The 17,090-nt window shown below is 48.1% G+C and carries 20 protein-coding genes and 1 pseudogene; 4 read left to right on the top strand and 17 right to left on the bottom strand.

Annotated elements, in window-relative coordinates; translation table 11 throughout:
• Position 1: 1 nt before the first annotated feature.
• The 5 genes from surE to ftsB are packed head-to-tail and all read right to left on the bottom strand — an operon-like array spanning position 2 to position 3,336.
• On the bottom strand, positions 2 to 763 hold the full coding sequence (surE, locus tag KZ771_RS05600; RefSeq protein WP_133538218.1) for a 5'/3'-nucleotidase SurE: 762 nt from the start codon (positions 761 to 763) through the stop codon (positions 2 to 4).
• On the bottom strand, positions 741 to 1,805 hold the full coding sequence (gene truD / locus KZ771_RS05605; protein WP_290654619.1) for a tRNA pseudouridine(13) synthase TruD: 1,065 nt from the start codon (positions 1,803 to 1,805) through the stop codon (positions 741 to 743). The genes surE and truD overlap by 23 nt, the downstream gene beginning before the upstream one ends.
• A complete protein-coding gene (gene ispF, locus KZ771_RS05610) occupies positions 1,802 to 2,290 on the bottom strand; it encodes a 2-C-methyl-D-erythritol 2,4-cyclodiphosphate synthase (protein ID WP_290654620.1) in 489 nt (162 codons plus the stop codon). The genes truD and ispF overlap by 4 nt, the downstream gene beginning before the upstream one ends.
• A gap of 27 nt (positions 2,291 to 2,317) precedes the next feature.
• Complete coding sequence (gene ispD / locus KZ771_RS05615; RefSeq protein WP_290572311.1) at positions 2,318 to 3,001, bottom strand: 2-C-methyl-D-erythritol 4-phosphate cytidylyltransferase; 684 nt, start codon at positions 2,999 to 3,001, stop codon at positions 2,318 to 2,320.
• A complete protein-coding gene (ftsB, locus tag KZ771_RS05620; protein WP_290572309.1) occupies positions 3,001 to 3,336 on the bottom strand; it encodes a cell division protein FtsB in 336 nt (111 codons plus the stop codon). Before ftsB ends, ispD begins: the two co-directional genes overlap by 1 nt.
• 61 nt (positions 3,337 to 3,397) lie before the next feature.
• Between ftsB and KZ771_RS05625 the strand changes: the two genes are divergently transcribed.
• The 3 genes from KZ771_RS05625 to KZ771_RS05635 are packed head-to-tail and all read left to right on the top strand — an operon-like array spanning position 3,398 to position 5,431.
• Positions 3,398 to 4,117, top strand: coding sequence for a sulfite exporter TauE/SafE family protein (locus KZ771_RS05625; RefSeq protein ID WP_290572307.1), 720 nt, complete (start codon positions 3,398 to 3,400; stop codon positions 4,115 to 4,117).
• 9 nt (positions 4,118 to 4,126) lie between these two features.
• Positions 4,127 to 4,423 (top strand): hypothetical protein, encoded by a 297-nt coding sequence (locus KZ771_RS05630; protein ID WP_290572305.1) that lies wholly within the window; start codon positions 4,127 to 4,129, stop codon positions 4,421 to 4,423.
• Positions 4,424 to 4,432: 9 nt separating this feature from the next.
• Positions 4,433 to 5,431 carry a branched-chain amino acid aminotransferase gene (locus KZ771_RS05635; protein ID WP_290654621.1) on the top strand — a complete coding sequence of 333 codons (999 nt, stop codon included), beginning with the start codon at positions 4,433 to 4,435 and terminating at the stop codon, positions 5,429 to 5,431.
• An 8-nt stretch (positions 5,432 to 5,439) separates the two neighbouring features.
• On the opposite strand, the gene KZ771_RS05640 is transcribed toward KZ771_RS05635, so the two are convergent.
• From KZ771_RS05640 to KZ771_RS05650, 3 genes are read right to left on the bottom strand one after another with little or no spacing between them, the layout of a single operon-like run.
• Positions 5,440 to 5,943 carry a GNAT family N-acetyltransferase gene (locus tag KZ771_RS05640; protein WP_290654622.1) on the bottom strand — a complete coding sequence of 168 codons (504 nt, stop codon included), beginning with the start codon at positions 5,941 to 5,943 and terminating at the stop codon, positions 5,440 to 5,442.
• Positions 5,944 to 5,951: 8 nt separating this feature from the next.
• Positions 5,952 to 7,301 carry a GGDEF domain-containing protein gene (locus KZ771_RS05645; protein WP_290654623.1) on the bottom strand — a complete coding sequence of 450 codons (1,350 nt, stop codon included), beginning with the start codon at positions 7,299 to 7,301 and terminating at the stop codon, positions 5,952 to 5,954.
• A gap of 58 nt (positions 7,302 to 7,359) precedes the next feature.
• On the bottom strand, positions 7,360 to 8,019 hold the full coding sequence (locus tag KZ771_RS05650) for a Fe2+-dependent dioxygenase (RefSeq protein ID WP_290654624.1): 660 nt from the start codon (positions 8,017 to 8,019) through the stop codon (positions 7,360 to 7,362).
• Between the two features lie 110 nt (positions 8,020 to 8,129).
• Here KZ771_RS05650 and KZ771_RS05655 point away from each other — a divergent pair, with 110 nt between their 5' ends.
• A complete protein-coding gene (locus KZ771_RS05655; RefSeq protein WP_290654625.1) occupies positions 8,130 to 8,945 on the top strand; it encodes a hypothetical protein in 816 nt (271 codons plus the stop codon).
• Here KZ771_RS05655 and KZ771_RS05660 read toward each other — a convergent pair.
• The 9 genes and pseudogenes from KZ771_RS05660 to relA form a co-directional block, all read right to left on the bottom strand.
• Positions 8,942 to 9,619, bottom strand: coding sequence for a hypothetical protein (locus KZ771_RS05660; RefSeq protein WP_290654626.1), 678 nt, complete (start codon positions 9,617 to 9,619; stop codon positions 8,942 to 8,944). The genes KZ771_RS05655 and KZ771_RS05660 overlap by 4 nt on opposite strands.
• Positions 9,573 to 10,865, bottom strand: a complete 1,293-nt coding sequence (eno, locus tag KZ771_RS05665) for a phosphopyruvate hydratase (protein ID WP_290654627.1) — start codon at positions 10,863 to 10,865, stop codon at positions 9,573 to 9,575. Before eno ends, KZ771_RS05660 begins: the two co-directional genes overlap by 47 nt.
• A 28-nt stretch (positions 10,866 to 10,893) precedes the next feature.
• On the bottom strand, positions 10,894 to 12,531 hold the full coding sequence (locus KZ771_RS05670; RefSeq protein ID WP_133538206.1) for a CTP synthase: 1,638 nt from the start codon (positions 12,529 to 12,531) through the stop codon (positions 10,894 to 10,896).
• Between the two features lie 215 nt (positions 12,532 to 12,746).
• Positions 12,747 to 12,854 (bottom strand): annotated as a pseudogene (locus KZ771_RS05675) (type II toxin-antitoxin system prevent-host-death family antitoxin); the annotation flags it as partial.
• 97 nt (positions 12,855 to 12,951) lie between these two features.
• Complete coding sequence (locus tag KZ771_RS05680) at positions 12,952 to 13,305, bottom strand: DUF488 domain-containing protein (RefSeq protein WP_290654628.1); 354 nt, start codon at positions 13,303 to 13,305, stop codon at positions 12,952 to 12,954.
• An 11-nt stretch (positions 13,306 to 13,316) separates the two neighbouring features.
• Entirely contained in the window at positions 13,317 to 13,448 is a 132-nt protein-coding gene (locus tag KZ771_RS05685; protein ID WP_290654629.1) for a hypothetical protein, read from the bottom strand.
• Positions 13,438 to 14,031 carry a DUF5610 domain-containing protein gene (locus KZ771_RS05690; RefSeq protein ID WP_290654630.1) on the bottom strand — a complete coding sequence of 198 codons (594 nt, stop codon included), beginning with the start codon at positions 14,029 to 14,031 and terminating at the stop codon, positions 13,438 to 13,440. Before KZ771_RS05690 ends, KZ771_RS05685 begins: the two co-directional genes overlap by 11 nt.
• 73 nt (positions 14,032 to 14,104) lie before the next feature.
• Positions 14,105 to 14,893, bottom strand: coding sequence for a nucleoside triphosphate pyrophosphohydrolase (mazG, locus tag KZ771_RS05695; RefSeq protein ID WP_290654631.1), 789 nt, complete (start codon positions 14,891 to 14,893; stop codon positions 14,105 to 14,107).
• 19 nt (positions 14,894 to 14,912) lie between these two features.
• Complete coding sequence (gene relA, locus KZ771_RS05700) at positions 14,913 to 17,090, bottom strand: GTP diphosphokinase (RefSeq protein WP_290654632.1); 2,178 nt, start codon at positions 17,088 to 17,090, stop codon at positions 14,913 to 14,915.

The following is a 17,090-nucleotide window of genomic DNA, read 5'->3' on the forward strand; positions in this document are numbered from 1 at the left end:
TTTAATCTTTTAGTTCACCTGCGTTAAGCCAGTCATTCAGGGTATCCTGATGTCGCTTGGCAGTCATGTCCAGACTCAGCGGGGTAATGGATACATAGCCCTCGTGAACAGCTGTAAAATCAGTATCGGGCGCATCATCAGCATGATGACCAATCGGCCCATACCAGAAAATCTCACGGCCAAAAGGATCACGATCATGCACCATGGTCTCGGCACGGTGACGACGCCCAAGACGCGTCACCCGCGTTCCTTTTAATTGCTCATAAGTCATATAAGGAACGTTTACATTCAATACAGTATCAAGGCGCAGCGGGTCTTTTTCCATCGCCGCTACCATCTCTGCTACCACACGCCCCGCGGTATCGTAGTAATCATGGCCTTTACCGCCCATTGATACGGCTATAGCAGGGAGTCCTTTAAAACGCCCTTCCATTGCTGCGGCAACCGTGCCCGAGTAAAACACGTCATCGCCCATATTGGGGCTATCATTAATACCTGATACAACGAGGTCGACTTCGTCCGCAAACGGCGAATTGGTGCCTAAATGTACACAGTCTGTCGGTGTACCGTTAAGCGAATAAAAACCATTGTCCAGTTTTTGTAACCGCAACGGGTTGTGTAATGTCAACGAATTGGAAGCGCCGCTACAATTTCTGTCAGGTGCAATCACCCGCACGTCTGCCACCTCTTTTAATGCGCGGTACAGCGCGTGAATACCCGGGGCATGAACCCCGTCATCGTTACTCAACAGAATTTTCATCATTTTCGGTCACCGCTAAATCGATAAGTTCATTGATACAGGCTGTTGCGAAACTACCTGTGGGTAAGGTGAAGCTAATTACTGCATCCTGGTTTTGCCACATTAATTCAGGCTGCTGCAGCAACAACCGGTAGGGTCTGCGCGCAGCCTTTAATCGTACCTTAGCAAAGTCAGCAATCCAGTCATCAAATTGCGCTAGTTGGCTGGTCTCAAACTGCAACGCATCGGTAGCAACGTTGCCTACCCCGTCTTCACCCGGCATCGGCCCGGTTAATTGGATATCCGCTGAAGCTAAACGACTAAGCAACTCATCGTCCCATTGCTCAGCAATAAACACCGACTGTGATCCCTGCAACATCACACAGTCACCAGCGAGTGGCATGAACTGATACTGCTGGTATCGAGCTGCCACGACCTGATTAAAAAGATAGGAGCGCATAGCCGACAGCCAGATACTGCGTTTGCCTTTAGCAATTTTTGCCGGGCGCTCAGCGCTAATCCATTGGCGCCCGTTCAACAAATTACTCCCGTTAAAACCAAACCGCTGCGCACCAAAATAATTGAGCGTGCCCTGCGAACACAGTGCTTGCCAGTTTTGTTCAAAACGCTCGGTATCAGCGACATCGCGTAACCGAATAGTGAAGGCATTAGCTTTGTGAAATCCGGTTTTTAATTTTTTAGTACGGCGGATCACCCGTTCAACCTCGACCCCTTCCAGCATCATTTGCTGCCAGTCAAGCGTGTCTTTGCCGGGTAACTGAATAGAAAACCACTGCCAGGTTACCGCGTTGCGGTCTTTCATTCCGGAAAAACTCACATTACGCGGGTGAACGCCGGCAAACTTAGCGAGTTGTTCGGCAACAAATCGTGTGTTGGCACCGGTTTTCTTTATCCATAACCACTGGTGTTCACCTTCGCCCTCGTCATCGACATCCAGTACTTCTCGCACCCGAAAATCAGCCGGTTGCTGCTTAAATGAGGCAGTAGTTTTTTGTTGATTGAGCGTTGGCCAGCTAAGTTGAAACGGTTCAGATATTGAGCTCATGGTTGCTGTACCGCCTGCATTAGTATCACGCAGTGGCAGGCCAGGCCTTCTTCACGTCCTACAAAACCGAGTTTTTCGGTCGTTGTCGCCTTAACATTAACTGCTTTACTGGCCGTGCCGAGCCCGCTAGCGATGGAGACTTGCATTGGCTCGATATAGGGTGCCATTTTAGGTGATTGCGCCACGATCGTTATGTCCGCATTACCGACCCGGTAACCTTCTTTTGCAGCCAGCTCAACCGCATATTTTAGCAGTAACATACTGTCGGCATTGGCGAAGCGCTCATCGGTGTCAGGAAAATGTCGCCCAATATCGCCTAAGGCTACCGCCCCCAACACCGCGTCAGTTATCGCATGTAGCACCACATCGCCGTCTGAATGCGCTAGCAGGCCTCGCTTGCTGGGTATGGTTACGCCGCCAAGAACCAGGGGTTTATCAGATCCCCACTTATGCACGTCATAACCATGACCTACCCTAAATTGCATTTAAAACTCCTTGTAAAAGCACATCTATCATGGCTTAAGAATCGTTGCTACCCAACGGAGATCATCGGGGTGGGTAACTTTTATATTATCAAGAGAGCCCATCACCAACCGCGGATGATAGCCCATAGCCTCCATTGCTGAAGCTTCATCAGTTAAGTTCGGGTTATCAATTCCCACTTCACTAATCGCGTCAGCAAGTAGTTCAGCAGCAAAAATTTGAGGAGTCTGCGCCTGCCATAAATCGTCTCTGGCAACGCTTTGGGAAATTATTGTTTGGTCAGGCTCGCTGCGTTTTAACGAGTCACGAACCGGCATCGCCACAATCGCGCCGTGATCACTGCTTACACCAACATCGATAACCTCGGTTAGAATCGACGCCGGTAGTCCGGGTCGGGCCGCATCGTGCACCAGAACGTGACTATAGCCCTGATTAATTGCATGCAGGACACCTGACAACACCGATTCTGCGCGCGTTTTGCCACCAGCAACAAACGATATATCGGCAACACTCTTTGCGCCAATGGGGTGTTGTTGTTCATTAACAGCGATAAATACATGCGCTACCCGCGGGTCGTTTTGCACAGCTTCTACTGCATATTGCAGCAGTGTCTTGCCATGCACCGCCAGATATTGTTTAGGCACATCGCTGCGCATCCGTGACCCACTACCTGCGGCGGGAATAACTGCCGCGATTTTCGGCTCCGCAGGCATTAGTTTAACTCCTGTCCGTTATCACGGGAGAACGTGTCCTGAGCAGGAAGTGAGTCCGGAACTCGACTGGGAATAACGCGAAAAAAAACTTCGTCCTTTTTAATCATACCTAACTCATTACGCGCACGTTCCTCCAGCGCATCCTCGCCTTCGCGAAGATCCTCGATATCGGCATATAAAACCTGATTACGACGCTTGAGGTTGTCGTTGGTTGTCTGCTGACTGTCGACCTCTTTTTGTAGGCGCCAATAATCAGGAAGACTGTTCTTTCCTAACCATAAACGGTATTGTAGCGCCACCAAAACGGTCAATAGCAGCAATATCACCACTCGCATGCGTTGCTCCGTTATTATTATACTTTGTATTATGAATACTTATGGTCAGTGTGAAAAGGCTATGGACATTATTTTTGCCGGTTTAGTGCTGTTTTTTGCAACAACCTTACAGGGAATCAGCGGTTTTGGCTCCGGCTTAGTCGCCGTTCCGATACTGGCATTATGGTTCCCGTTAACGCTGCTGACGCCGGCACTGTCGGTAATAAATATCTTTGTTGCCGCGCTAATTTACTGGAAAAATCGACATGCAGCGCGCCCCAGCCAATGGAAGTGGCTAATCATTGCGGGTGTAGTGGCGTCACTTATTGCCGGCAGTCTATTGGTTTCCATCAACGAACAGTGGCTTAAATTGTGTTTGGGTATTGTCATTATCGCTGTCGCGCTAATTATTGCCAGTGGTCGTCAGCTACCTACAGCCGAACATACCCCGGGCTACATCACCATTGGTACAGGTTCAGGCATATTGAACGGGCTGATGACATTAGGCGGGCCTCCGATCGTGCTGTTTTTGGCCAATGCCCGCTTGCCTAAGACACAGTTCAGAGCCACCTTGAGTTTATTTTTCTTGTGTATTGCACTGGCTAATGTGCTTAATTTTAGTCGTCAGGGACTCTATACCGAAACGCACCTTGCCCTAATTGCTGTGCTACTACCCTGTGCAATAATAGGCGCCGCGCTGGGCCAGAGACTACAACACCATGTCTCAGAATACCGTTTTCGGCAGCTGACTATTGGATTAATGCTGTTGTCAGGTATCATAGTGAGCCTTCAAAGCCTGTAAGGAAAATCTATGATCGCAGCTGAGTTTTTAGTGGTAATGCTATGCCTGATCATGATCTTGGTGGGCTATTTACAAGTATACCCCAAGGTTGCCGGTAACAATTTTAATAAACTGGCGTTTTACGATGGGTTAATGGCTGGTCTGGCCTTATTTATCGTGGGCTACAAATATTGGGGGACCGGCTTTGTTTTTTATCTGCTGGGCATTCCGCTTAATTGGTTTTGGTACACGCTGATTATCTACATTGTATTAGAAACCCCCGTCGCGATCTGGTACATCAAAAAACATAATATTCGATTTAAATAAGGACACATCATGGCGGCATTCGGCACCGAATTTATGCCTCAAATGAGTTTGGCAGAATTTAAAGATGCACACTGGACCTATCAAAACATGGTCAGTTCCGATCGCATTGAACTGCATCCGGGGGCGCATGTTCTGCATTACTCCAGCACCTGCTTTGAGGGATTAAAAGCGTTTAAACACGCCGATGGCAGCGTGCATATTTTTCGTATGGATCAGAATATCGCCCGCATGCAGCAAAGTAGTCGGCTACTAACTTTACCTGAAGTAGACTCAGCCCTGCTTGAGCAGATGATTATCGATGCCGTCAGCAGCTTCACTGAACAAGTACCCAGCCCACCCGGATCGATGTATATCCGCCCTACCCATATCGGTACTGAACCAGCCATTGGCAAGGCGGCCAGCCCGACTCAACAGTCATTGCTTTATGTGCTGCTGTCACCGGTTGGTGATTATTTTTCCGGTGGTATTAAACCACTTAAGTTACTTATCGAGGAAAACGGCTCTCGTTGCGCCGCGCACATGGGCATGATTAAAAGCGGCGGTAACTATGCCAGCGCGTTAGGACCTATTTTAGCCGCCCGGCAACAACATCAAGCCGACCAGGTGCTGTTTTGCCCCGGCGGCGATGTACAAGAAACCGGTGCCGCAAACTTCTTACTGATCGACGATAACGAAATTATCACCAAAGACCTCGACAGTAGCTTTTTACATGGCATTACAAGAGACTCAATCCTGACATTAGCCCGCGATCTGGGGATGACAGTGTGTGAACGCGCATTGAGCGTTGATGAATTGATTGAACGAGCTGCTAAACCCAACACCGAAGCGGCGCTATCCGGCACAGCTGCGGTGCTGACGCCGGTCGGCTCACTGATACACAACAATAAAACGATAACCGTCGGTAGCGGCGAAGGTGGCCCGGTCACTGAGAAGTTGCGCAAAGCGTTAAATGCGATTCAGTGGGGCGAAGCTGAGGATACACACGGCTGGCTGACACGCGTCAAATAGTCGATTCCTTATTTTAGCGCTAAATAATAGCGGTTAATTGGTTGTGTCTCGCCCGGGGGCACAACCTTACCATCAACGACAAAGCCCAGTTTTTGCAAGAGTCCATGCGACGCGCTATTGCTCGGATTGCAAATAGCCAGGACTTCAGAATAACTTTGCTCTCTCGCCCAGTTCAATACAGCTTGGTTTGCCTCGAAAGCGAACCCTCTTCCGGTAAATTCGGGCAACAATGCATAGCCAAGGTCTGGAGCAGGTAAATAGTCTCGTTGTAATAAGCCTGCCAGGCCAATGGCCTGATGGCTATTAAATAATGTGACTTTCCAAAGGCCGAGTCCGTGCTTTCTGTAGCTGGCCTGTGGCCCCATTTTAATGTAATCAACAGCATCTGCCATACAACGCACGCCGCGATCACCTATATTAGTGATGAAGCTATCTTGGTTTAGCAGGTTTAAAATAAAGGCTGCATCTTTAGTTGTTAATGCTTCGATACATAAACGTTTAGTTACAATCATTACAAAACTTAGCGCATATCTGCACGGCTTTTTTTGTATTTATACATTTCATTATCCGCTAATTTTAGCAACTCGTCGGCGCTGCTTCCGTTAACTGGGAACTGTGCAACACCGATACTGGAACTAATGTCTAATTGTATACCATTCCAATGCAGTGGATTTTGCTCTAAAGTCAGTTCCAGTTTGTCACGAACAACCGTCACGTCGCCCTCATTACCGGGTAACAAAACAACGAACTCGTCGCCACCAACCCGCGCTACTGTATCACCTTTACGACAAGCACCACTCAACGTTTTAGCAACATGGACCAAAAACTCATCACCCACCTGGTGACCATAAGTATCGTTTATCGGCTTGAATTTGTTGAGGTCAATAAATAAAACCGAGAATGCTTGCTGTCGGGCGTTAATTAACTGTTGCATACGATCTATTAGCAACCGGCGATTAGGCAAGCCCGTCAGAGCATCAGTAAATGCTGAACTGCGTATTTTTCGATAGCTACGGATAAGCAGCCACAATAACAACAACAACACTGCAAGCAATGGGTAGCCAATAACCCTTACCGGATGAGCTGAAATACCGGCAGGTAACGGATTGTTATTAAGACCGAATAGACTCCAGCGAGTGCCATAAAACTGCACCGTTAACTTGGCATCATGATTTAAGATGGTATTGTCACTGCCATAAAAGCGAGATTCAATTAAAGGCGGATTATCCGAGTGCGTCAAAGCGAAATCAAAGTTTTTCGCATCTACAATTCGACGAACCCTTTCCAATGTTCGGCTAAGGTTAAGCTGCAAGTTCAATTCACCCCAAAAGTATCCCTGGTAAAGATAGAAACTAGAATAAATTGGTGACTTTATCCTCAAGCCCAAGTAGCCGTCGCTATGATAAGACGGCTTTTCAATCTTTTCACGACTCAACCCCATCGCCAAATCAACTTGATCAGCCCAGGATGACAGTTGTAATCGGGGTATTTGATCGTTGTAAAAAGTTACCACTGGATAAACAAAGGCTTCGCCCTGTTTAGTATTAATACGTATTTGTTCGATAGCCGGGTGACGCTTGATAATTTCAGCGCTAACCAGCCTTGCATCAGATAACTTTGGAGCAGGATTAACTGAGAAAAAAGTGGCCAAAGCCAGACCTGACTGTGTCGATCTGGTTAGCCTTTGCTCTAACTCCGAGCGAAACATAGCTAGAGCATTCATCGATTCGGTATAATGAGCCTGCTTTAATCGTTGATAGGCTAACTCATCGATAAACTCAACTAAGGAAATGCCCGCAATCGCTATCGCGATTAAAAGCATCTGGGCATGTTTTAAGGCTTTCCGTTTGATTTTTTGTTTCAGTTTCACTAAGTAACACTATTTACTTAAATATTTTAATAATCGTACCACCATTTCTAACGCTTCGCTAACGATCAGCCCACCGCCGTAAAAGGTTTTGATAGCTTTTGGTTAGGCGAAAAAATTGTTCGCTGTGGCCGTTCAATTCATGCTCTGTTTTGACTGCAGCCTGCAGGTCGAAAAGAATTTCGCGTTGCTGCGGGTCGCGCATCAGGCTTTGTACCCAACCCACCATCGCTAAGCGCTCGCCGTGCTCGACAGGCTCAACTTGATGCAAATAATGCGAGGGATAAATTAATAAATCGCCGGCATCCAGCCGCCAGCTGCGTTGACCCGAACTATCGTCAATCGTCAGCGCTCCACCTGTATAATCCTGCAACGACGTAAGACCCAGGGTAAATGAAATGTCAGTACGGATTCCCGCCATTAACGCATCATCCATATGCATGCCGTAAAACTCTCCTTCCGCATACCGGTTGATCATAACGCGGGCAAACTGTTTAGGCCGCATAGCTGAATCAACGCCTGACGCGGCGCGCATTCGTTTTAGTAGTAGCTCGATAATACCGTCGGCCGCCTTAGTTTTTTCTAGTTGCTGATTATTTTTTAGCCCTTTAGCTGCCCATCCGGCGGTTAGTTTGCCGTCGGTAAACGTCTGCCCGGCCAGTTTCTCGCGCACGGCAGTCAGAGTATCCGGGTCGATAACCTGTTTTAAGTGAAGGATCATGTTCAAGCTACCTGTTAGATTTCGTGATTATTTGCGAATCGTTCTCATTTCTGAGATTATACCGCGAGTTAAAAGGTAAACCTACCTTAACAAACAATAACGAGGATTCTATGATGAACGAGAAGCGTAAAGTCTGGTTAGGCGTTGGTTCTGCTCTCGCTAGCACGCTGGTTACTGGCCAGGTAGCAGCTGACAGCCCCACTCATTACAGTCCATCTGCCGCAGTCGTTGCGCCCGGTCCGATGATGGAGGGCGAAGGCGGAGAAGGTGAAGGCGAAGGTGCGGTCAGTGTCAATTTAGCCGAGAATGACGCGCAATTTCTTGCCCAGCTCGGTCTCATCCGTGGTCATCTGTGGGTCGGTATGAAACTTTATCAGCAGGGTCACATTGATATGGCTAAAACCCATATGAAGCACCCCGGTGACGAATTATACGCTGGTTTGGTAAGCGCTTTTGAAGCTCGCGACTTGCCCGGCTTTGCTGATGAGTTACAGGCGTTGGCAGACGCAGTTAATAATGACAACAGTGCTGAAATCGTTAATAACGCGTATCAAGCACTGCAGCATGCGATCAGTGCTAACGAGCCCATTCAACAAATGTCGGCAGAACAGGTGCTTAAAAGCATTTCAAGTATGCTGGTTATTGCTGCCGATGAATATGCTATTGGTATTACTAGCGGCGAGGTTAGTAATGTTCATGAGTACCAAGATGCCTTTGGTTTTCAGCAAATCACATTGGCAAGACTGGATGCCATCAACAAATCTGAGCAGGAAAAAGCTGCAGCTGAGATAGCAGAAACGCGTCGTATTATTGAGGGTTTAACGTCGTTATGGCCAACCACGACGCCTGCGGGTACCGTTGAGGGCGATGCCAGTCGCATCTATGGTGCAGCGTCACGTATCGAGCTAGAAGCCAATAGCCTTTAACGGGCTATGGAAAGTGCGGCCTGAAACTTTTTCCAGTCGAGGGTCGCAACCAATAGTAACTCGCGCAACGTCAGCGTGCGCGGGTTAATTCGTCCTTTATGATTCCATTGATGACCACAACAGGCTGCTGTCATGATGCGCTTGTTAGGTTTTAATAATTGCTCGGTTGTTGTTTCACCCTCACCACTATAGGTAAACCAGCCGCGGTAATTAAGATGAATTCGGTTATGCTTGCTATCAACCCGATCAATACTGTCCAAAAATATTGTCTTGAGTTCGGGGGTATAATAGCGCACAGGCACTACCAACCCTAACGCCGAATGTTTTGCAAACCAGTCATGTTGTGCCTTAACCGTACCGCTGGCATCGGGGCATTGTGTTGCTTGCTTACCCTGCCAACTGGCGTTCTGCACATCAAGCGATAGTGGTGAGTCATCCGCAGCCCGCAAGCATCCATGTGCTGCGCGTTGAATGTAAAATGGTAAGCTGGCCAAACGTCGCTGCAGTGCAGCTACCGGCAGGTCGTCGGCATGGGCCAGTTGATTGAGTTCGCGTTCGTACAAGGCAGCGCACAGCTCGGCGAAATCGCCGTGCTGTGCTATTGGCTGAAATATATCAGCCTGCTGATTATCCCGCGTTGATTTCCTGTCTTCCACGGTAAGGCGCTTTGCCATTCAGCTCGCCCTCAATACGTAATAATTGATTGTACTTCGCGACACGGTCAGAACGGCATAATGAGCCGGTCTTGATTTGTCCGGCCGCGGTGCCGACCGCTAAATCAGCAATGGTTGCGTCTTCAGTTTCGCCTGAGCGATGCGAAATAACGGCTGAATAACCGGCATCACGCGCCATTTTGATTGCCGCCAATGTTTCAGTCAGGCTACCAATCTGATTAAATTTAATCAAAATCGAGTTAGCAATCGATTTATCGATGCCCTCTTTCAGGATACGGGTGTTGGTGACAAACAGGTCATCACCGACCAGCTGTACTTTATCACCCAGCTTTTCAGTCAATACTTTCCAACCGTCCCAATCGCTTTCGTCGAGGCCATCTTCGATTGACACGATTGGATAGCGATCACACAGCTCGGCCAGATAGTCGGCAAAACCTGCCGCGTCAAACGACTTATTCTCGCCAGCCAGTACATATTGACCGTCTTTATAAAACTCAGAGGCTGCACAATCCAACGCCAGAGTAATGTCTTTGCCCATGGCATAGCCGGCCTTTTCAACTGCCTCGACAATGACCTGCAATGCTTCTTCGTTAGACGCCAGATTAGGTGCGAAGCCGCCCTCGTCACCAACAGCAGTGCTTAAGCCACGTTGTTGCAGTACTTTCTTAAGGGCATGGAAAACTTCAGCCCCCATGCGTAGCGCTTCTTTAAAGCTTTCTGCGCCCACCGGCTGGATCATGAACTCCTGGATATCAACATTATTATCGGCATGCTCACCACCATTGAGGATGTTCATCATCGGTAATGGCATACTGTATTGGCCTGCGGTTTCATTCAGGTTGGCAATGTGCTCATACAGCGCAATACCCTGACTTGCCGCCGCGGCTTTGGCAACCGCCAGTGACACTGCCAGAATCGCATTGGCGCCCAGCTTCTCTTTATTATCGGTGCCATCAAGGCGTAACATAATGTCATCAATGGCTTGCTGGTTATCTGCATCTTTGTCCATCAAGGCTTCGGCAATAGCGCCATTGATATTATCGACGGCAGTTTGTACGCCCTTACCCAGATAGCGTGATTTATCGCCATCGCGTAACTCTAATGCTTCACGCGAACCGGTCGAGGCGCCACTCGGTGCAGCTGCCCGGCCCATGTGGCCAGATTCCAGGTAAACATCGGCTTCGACAGTTGGGTTGCCGCGCGAATCCATGATTTCGCGAGCAATAATTCGGCTGATTTTGCTCATTATTTGTCCTGTATTTGTGCTGTTTAACTTAACCTAAGCGTTCTTTGTTATATTGGCCCGCAGCTTCGATAAAGCCTTTGAATAGCGGGTGACCATCGCGTGGTGTTGAAGTGAATTCCGGATGGAACTGCACAGCAACGAACCAGCGGTGGCCTGGATTTTCAATGATTTCTACCAATTTTTTGTCATGCGAGTAACCACTGATCTTTAAGCCCGCTTTTTCTAACGGCTCGATAAAATGATTATTAACCTCATAACGATGACGATGACGCTCTTCAATCGTCTCTGCACCATACATGGCCAGCGCTTTCGAACCCGGCTCCAGATGACACTCCTGAGCGCCCAGACGCATGGTTCCGCCCAGATCAGAATGCTCATCACGCAGTTCTTTTTGACCTGACGCATCCATCCATTCGGTAATCAAACCCACCACCGGGCTTTTGCAGTTAGCGTCAAACTCGGTGCTGTTAGCATCGTCAAGCTTGGCTACATTGCGCGCATACTCGATCATCGCAATTTGCATACCCAGACAAATACCTAAATACGGAATATCGTTTTCGCGCGCATACTGCGCCGCCAGTAATTTACCTTCGATACCACGATCACCAAAACCACCCGGCACCAAAATAGCATCAACATCAGCTAACTTGCCGACACCTTTGGTTTCCAGATCCTGGGCATCAATATAGCGAATATTAACCGTTAAGCGATTTTTAAGGCCCGCATGTGCAAGTGCTTCATTCACTGACTTATAAGCGTCCGGTAACTCAACGTATTTACCGACAAAACCGACGGTCACTTCGCCATTTGGATTCGATTCCTGATACAGCACCTGTTCCCATTCGCTTAAGTCGGCTTCAGGGCATTCTAAGCGGAAACGATGAGTCACAATTTCATCAAGGCCTTGTGATTTCAGCATCGACGGAATTTTGTAAATACTATCGACATCGCGCAGCCCGATGACGGCTTTCTCTTCAACATTGGTAAACAGCGCAATTTTCGAACGCTCGGAGGCCGGTAAACTGCGGTCAGAGCGACATATCAAAATATCCGGCTGAATACCGATAGAACGCAGTTCTTTGACTGAGTGCTGAGTCGGTTTGGTTTTTACTTCGCCGGCGGCGCCAAGGAAAGGAACCAGCGTGAGGTGCATAAACAGAGTATGATCACGACCCACTTCTGTGCCTAATTGGCGAATCGCTTCTAAGAACGGTTGTGACTCGATATCACCGACGGTGCCACCGATCTCGATAATGGCGACGTCAAAGCCTTTGGCTCCCTCGACAACGCGACGTTTAATTTCGTTGGTAATGTGGGGGATGACCTGAATGGTCGCACCTAAAAACTCCCCCTTACGTTCACGACGGATAATATCCTCGTACACTCGACCTGCGGTGAAGTTATTGTGCTGCGTCATACGCGTGCGAATAAAACGCTCGTAATGACCTAAATCTAAATCAGTTTCAGCACCGTCAGAAGTCACAAAAACTTCGCCGTGCTGTATTGGGCTCATGGTGCCCGGATCCACGTTAATGTATGGATCCAGCTTCATGATAGTTACCTTGAGGCCCCGTGCTTCAAGAATCGCTGCTAGTGAGGCTGCAGCAATACCTTTTCCCAGCGAGGATACCACTCCGCCGGTTACGAAAATATAATTTGTCGCCATGTTTTACCCAGTTGGTCAGGTCAATGTAGGGATTTCTTTAAGACGGGAAAACAGTATACCGAAAGACCCGCATGACGACAAATGAAAAAGCCTTTGGATGTGCGATGGATACCTGGATTGCTTCGTTTCCCAAAGCTTCACAAGTAAATTCTGCGGTTTTTAATCCTCAGACTCTGATATCCAACTGAGATCTTGTAATGCTGAATGTGTCCATATTACTTCAGCCATTTCCTCATTTTCTCCTTGGCCTCATTCTGACTGTACGTTCTTCCGTGAAGTAAGTCCCGCTCTCCTCTTGAGAGCCCCTCTAAAAGCGCTAAACGCTGTAATTGAGGGTCAAAGTCAATCGTTGACCGCTTTGTTGTCTCGCTCATGAGACTAGCCTACATAAGAGCACCATGACGTTATAGCTACAAAACGTTATGACGTTAATTTTCCTAAATACTCTTTCAACACTACCGCATTGTTGTGCTCAGTATCTTTAGAGGAATACAGCAATGTGACTTTTTCACTACTAGCTTTGCTGGCCAGATCACGTAAGTCTTCTTTGTGTTCTTTTAATTCAGACAAATACCGCTTGCGAAACTCGCCCCACTCAGAGCGATTACTGTGAAACCATTTACGAAGCTCATCGGAAGGCGCTATGTCTTTTATCCATTTATCAAGGTTGGCTGCGTCTTTTGAAATGCCGCGAGGCCAGAGTTTATCCACTAAAACTCTGTAACCGTCGTCAGATGATGCATCGTCATAGATGCGTTTGAGCTGGATAGTCATAGTTCAAATATTTAACTAATATCAAACGCCTCATCTAAGGTGAGGCGCTCATCGTTTAAAGACTCTTCTGACAGCTTTAAAAGCGTAATTAAAGCTTTAGTTTCTTGCTGTTCTGCTGTCGATTCATCTTGATTAATCTTCATTTGCAGACTCTCCTTGATCATTCTCGTTTCCAAACACTTGCTCACGGAAGCTTTCAAGACCTTGCTCTATTAGCTTGTAGGTTTCATCAGCATCGCTTTCCACTTTGCCTTCGTAGACCTGTAGGCCTTGCAAAATAGTCACCGCTTCGTTAAAGCCTTTGTCGATACCACCTTTTATCAGCTCCAGAAAGTTATTTAGTGTCTCTTCTTCAGAGCCGCCAGGGTTTAATTCTTTGTAACGGCTGTAAAAGTTGGTGGCAAAGGAGACAATGCGATCAGCCGTGGCTTTAGGGGAAGTGTCGACGCCGGATTCGTAAATTTTCTTTGCTGCGTTCTTGCCCATGACAGGCTCAAGCTCAGCATTAATGCCTTCGAGTGCGGTCTTGTACAGCAAGCTTAATGCGTCGTTGCTGCTGTTCAGCGAAACTCGTTCATGCGCCGCTAAAATTGCCGCATTATAGGCTTTTTTCGATTCAGCTCGTACGTCTTTAACATCACGGTTATCAGCGTTAGCTTCTGCTCTTACGCTATTAGAATTAGGCTTGCCAGAGCCTGTTGCGAAATTGGTTGGATTAATAGGCATGATGATATTCCTGTAAAGTCGGCTATCACTGACTTTCAGTATAGTCCGTAACCGTATTATCGGCAGGAATTGTTTAAACTTTAGTCAGTTTAGCCTGTTGCCACAACGCTTCAAGCTCATCCAAATTGCAGTCAGTGGGATGCTTGTCCTGCTGGCTTAGGCGTTGCTCTATGTTTTGAAAGCGGCTTTTGAATTTTTCATTGGCGCGTTGCAGCGCAGCTTCGGGGTTAACTTGTTTGTGGCGTGCGAGGTTAACGACAGCGAACAGTAAGTCGCCAATTTCTTCTTCGATGTGCGCTTGGTCTGTTGCCTCTTTTACTTCCTGTATTTCTTCTTCAATTTTGTCATATACCGGCTCGGCTTCTGGCCAGTCGAAACCGACGGAGGCCGCACGTTTTTGCAGTTTGGCGGCTTTTAAAATGCTTGGCAACTGACTGGGAATGTCGTCAAACACGGAGCCACGGGCATTTTTCTCAGTACGTTCCTGTTGCTTTATTTGTTCCCATTGGGCTTTAATTTCGGCATCGGACAAGTTGCGTTCAGCATCACTGCCAAATACATGCGGGTGGCGGCTAATCAACTTATTGGCGGTATGCGCGGCGATGTCATCAAACACAAAGTCGCCCTGCTCTTTCGCCAGCTGTGCATAAAACACCACCTGGAACAGCAAGTCACCCAGCTCGTCCTTTATCGCGGCCATGTCACCCGATTGAATCGCATCAACCACTTCGTAGGTTTCTTCTATGGTGTAAGGCAGCAGAGACTCAAAGCTTTGCTTTAAATCCCAGGGGCAGCCGCCCTCGGGGTCGCGCAACCGACGCATGACTTCTGTTAATTCGGCGACACCGTTAAATTCACTCATTTATAAAACCCTTAACCCCTTACACCCGTTGTACTTGTTCGACACCATTAATTTGTCGCAAGCGCTGACTAATGCGCTGCAAACTTTCACTATCCTTTACCGCCACCTGCAGCACGATAGTCGCGGTTTGTGAGGTACCATCCGCGTCACTATCCATTTGTAAAACAGCGGCTTTTTCGTTCGATAATACGCTGGTGATATCATGCAATAAGCCGTTACGATCCAATGCAGAAATACGAATACCGGCACGGTAATCCTGCTTGGTTTCGCGTGACCAGTTAACTTCAATAGCGCGCTGCGGATGCTGATGCAACAAGTTCGCAAGCTGGTCACAGTCGCGGCGGTGTACAGAGACGCCCCGCCCCTGAGTGATAAAGCCCATAATGGGCTCACCCGGCAGTGGTTCGCAGCATTTAGCAAACTGCATCATCAGGTTACCGATACCCTCAACCACCACTTCTGAGGTACCGCCGACTTTACGTTTATTGACCTTTGCCCGCTTCTTAAGCTGTTCGACTTTTTCGGCATCACTGGTTTGCGGTTTTAAAAAGTTAACCACCTGATGCAAACGCACATCGCCGGCACCGATTGCTGCTAACAGATCATCCAGCGAACTCACGTTAAAACGCTCCAGCGCATCGCTCGCCTTGCTTAGTGGCAGGTTGTGTTTATGTAATTCGTTTTCCAGCAGTTCACGACCCGCGATTATATTCTTATCGCGGTCCTGCTTTTTAAAGTAAGTGTGTACCTTAGCCCGTGCCCGTGCCGAGTGCAGATATCCCATTTGCGGGTTAAGCCAATCGCGGCGCGGTTTTGCGGTTTTCTGGGTAAGGATTTCAACGCGGTTACCGTTTTGCAACTGATAGGTAAACGGCACAATCCGTCCATCCACTTTTGCGCCCACGCAACGGTGACCAACCTGGCTATGAATATAATAAGCAAAGTCCAGTGGCGTTGAGCCCGCCGGCAAGTCGACCACCTCGCCCTTAGGAGTAAACACGTAAACCCGATCTTCAAAAACCTGCGAGCGAATTTCATCAACCAACGAGTCGCTGCCAGCCATGTCTTCGTGCCAGGCCAGTAGCTTCCGCAACCAGGAAATTTTTTCTTCAAAACCATGACGTTTACCGGCACTGGCCCCTTCTTTATACATCCAGTGCGCAGCAACGCCCAGTTCCGCGTCATCATGCATATCGTGACTGCGAATTTGAATCTCGACGTTTTTATTATCCGGCCCCACCACCACGGTATGGATCGACTGATAACCGTTCGGTTTAGGGGTAGCAACGTAGTCGTCAAACTCAGACGCTAAATGCCGCCACCGCGTGTGCACGACGCCTAATGCACCATAGCAATCTTTTAACGAATCGGTCAGGATGCGCACCGCGCGGATATCAAATAATTGATCAAACTGCAGATGCTTTTTCTGCATTTTGCGCCAAATCGAGTAAATATGCTTTGGCCTGCCATACACCTCGGCATCGATATCTTGTTCACGTAATAATTGTTGTAATTCTTCGACAAAGGCGCTGATGTAATTTTCACGATCCAGACGGCGTTCATCTAACTGTTTTGCTAACGCTTTATAAGTTTGTGGATGCAGGTAGCGGAACGAGATATCTTCCAGCTCCCACTTTAACTGCCCAATACCTAACCGGTTTGCCAGCGGAGCATAGATTTCCGCGCACTCCTTAGCTGCCAACACACGCGTTTCTTCGTCCGCATTTTTGACTTCACGGAGGTAACAGATACGCTCAGCTAACTTGATGAGTACAGCGCGGACGTCTTCCACCATGGATAACAACATGCGTCGCACGTTATCGATCTGATTACCATCCGGTTGACCATGCTGAAAGTGCTGTAAATCAGAAATACTTTGCATCTGGTGAACGTTCTGCAATAACACGCGCAGCGTTTTAGATGTGTCGTCCGGCAATTTATCTAAATTAATCGCACCGGCTTCGATTAACGGTGCATATAGCGAGGCGACCAATGACTCGGTATCAAGATTGAGCGGCGCCAGAATTTCGACCATTTCTTTGCCCTTGAGCAGTGCCTGGGCATGCTTTGGGTGAGCTTTAGCAAGCTCGGCTGCGTGCTGCTTCACTACCTCGGGCTGAGCAACATCGTGCAACCAATGTTGTTGTTCATCATTGTAATTGGGGTCATCCACGTGGGTACTGCGTACATGGACCAT

Origin of the sequence: Idiomarina sp., from assembly GCF_019431395.1 — a bacterium.
Taxonomy (GTDB): Bacteria; Pseudomonadota; Gammaproteobacteria; order Enterobacterales; family Alteromonadaceae; genus Idiomarina.

Coding starts and splice junctions, on each gene's coding strand:
- surE (WP_133538218.1), bottom strand. CDS start 763: ATGATGAAAATTCTGTTGAGTAACGATGACGGGGTTCATGCCCCGGGT.
- truD (WP_290654619.1), bottom strand. CDS start 1,805: ATGAGCTCAATATCTGAACCGTTTCAACTTAGCTGGCCAACGCTCAAT.
- ispF (WP_290654620.1), bottom strand. CDS start 2,290: ATGCAATTTAGGGTAGGTCATGGTTATGACGTGCATAAGTGGGGATCT.
- ispD (WP_290572311.1), bottom strand. CDS start 3,001: ATGCCTGCGGAGCCGAAAATCGCGGCAGTTATTCCCGCCGCAGGTAGT.
- ftsB (WP_290572309.1), bottom strand. CDS start 3,336: ATGCGAGTGGTGATATTGCTGCTATTGACCGTTTTGGTGGCGCTACAA.
- KZ771_RS05625 (WP_290572307.1), top strand. CDS start 3,398: ATGGACATTATTTTTGCCGGTTTAGTGCTGTTTTTTGCAACAACCTTA.
- KZ771_RS05630 (WP_290572305.1), top strand. CDS start 4,127: ATGATCGCAGCTGAGTTTTTAGTGGTAATGCTATGCCTGATCATGATC.
- KZ771_RS05635 (WP_290654621.1), top strand. CDS start 4,433: ATGGCGGCATTCGGCACCGAATTTATGCCTCAAATGAGTTTGGCAGAA.
- KZ771_RS05640 (WP_290654622.1), bottom strand. CDS start 5,943: ATGATTGTAACTAAACGTTTATGTATCGAAGCATTAACAACTAAAGAT.
- KZ771_RS05650 (WP_290654624.1), bottom strand. CDS start 8,019: ATGATCCTTCACTTAAAACAGGTTATCGACCCGGATACTCTGACTGCC.
- KZ771_RS05655 (WP_290654625.1), top strand. CDS start 8,130: ATGATGAACGAGAAGCGTAAAGTCTGGTTAGGCGTTGGTTCTGCTCTC.
- KZ771_RS05660 (WP_290654626.1), bottom strand. CDS start 9,619: ATGGCAAAGCGCCTTACCGTGGAAGACAGGAAATCAACGCGGGATAAT.
- eno (WP_290654627.1), bottom strand. CDS start 10,865: ATGAGCAAAATCAGCCGAATTATTGCTCGCGAAATCATGGATTCGCGC.
- KZ771_RS05670 (WP_133538206.1), bottom strand. CDS start 12,531: ATGGCGACAAATTATATTTTCGTAACCGGCGGAGTGGTATCCTCGCTG.
- KZ771_RS05680 (WP_290654628.1), bottom strand. CDS start 13,305: ATGACTATCCAGCTCAAACGCATCTATGACGATGCATCATCTGACGAC.
- KZ771_RS05685 (WP_290654629.1), bottom strand. CDS start 13,448: ATGAAGATTAATCAAGATGAATCGACAGCAGAACAGCAAGAAACTAAA.
- KZ771_RS05690 (WP_290654630.1), bottom strand. CDS start 14,031: ATGCCTATTAATCCAACCAATTTCGCAACAGGCTCTGGCAAGCCTAAT.
- mazG (WP_290654631.1), bottom strand. CDS start 14,893: ATGAGTGAATTTAACGGTGTCGCCGAATTAACAGAAGTCATGCGTCGG.
- relA (WP_290654632.1), bottom strand. CDS start 17,090: ATGGTCCATGTACGCAGTACCCACGTGGATGACCCCAATTACAATGAT.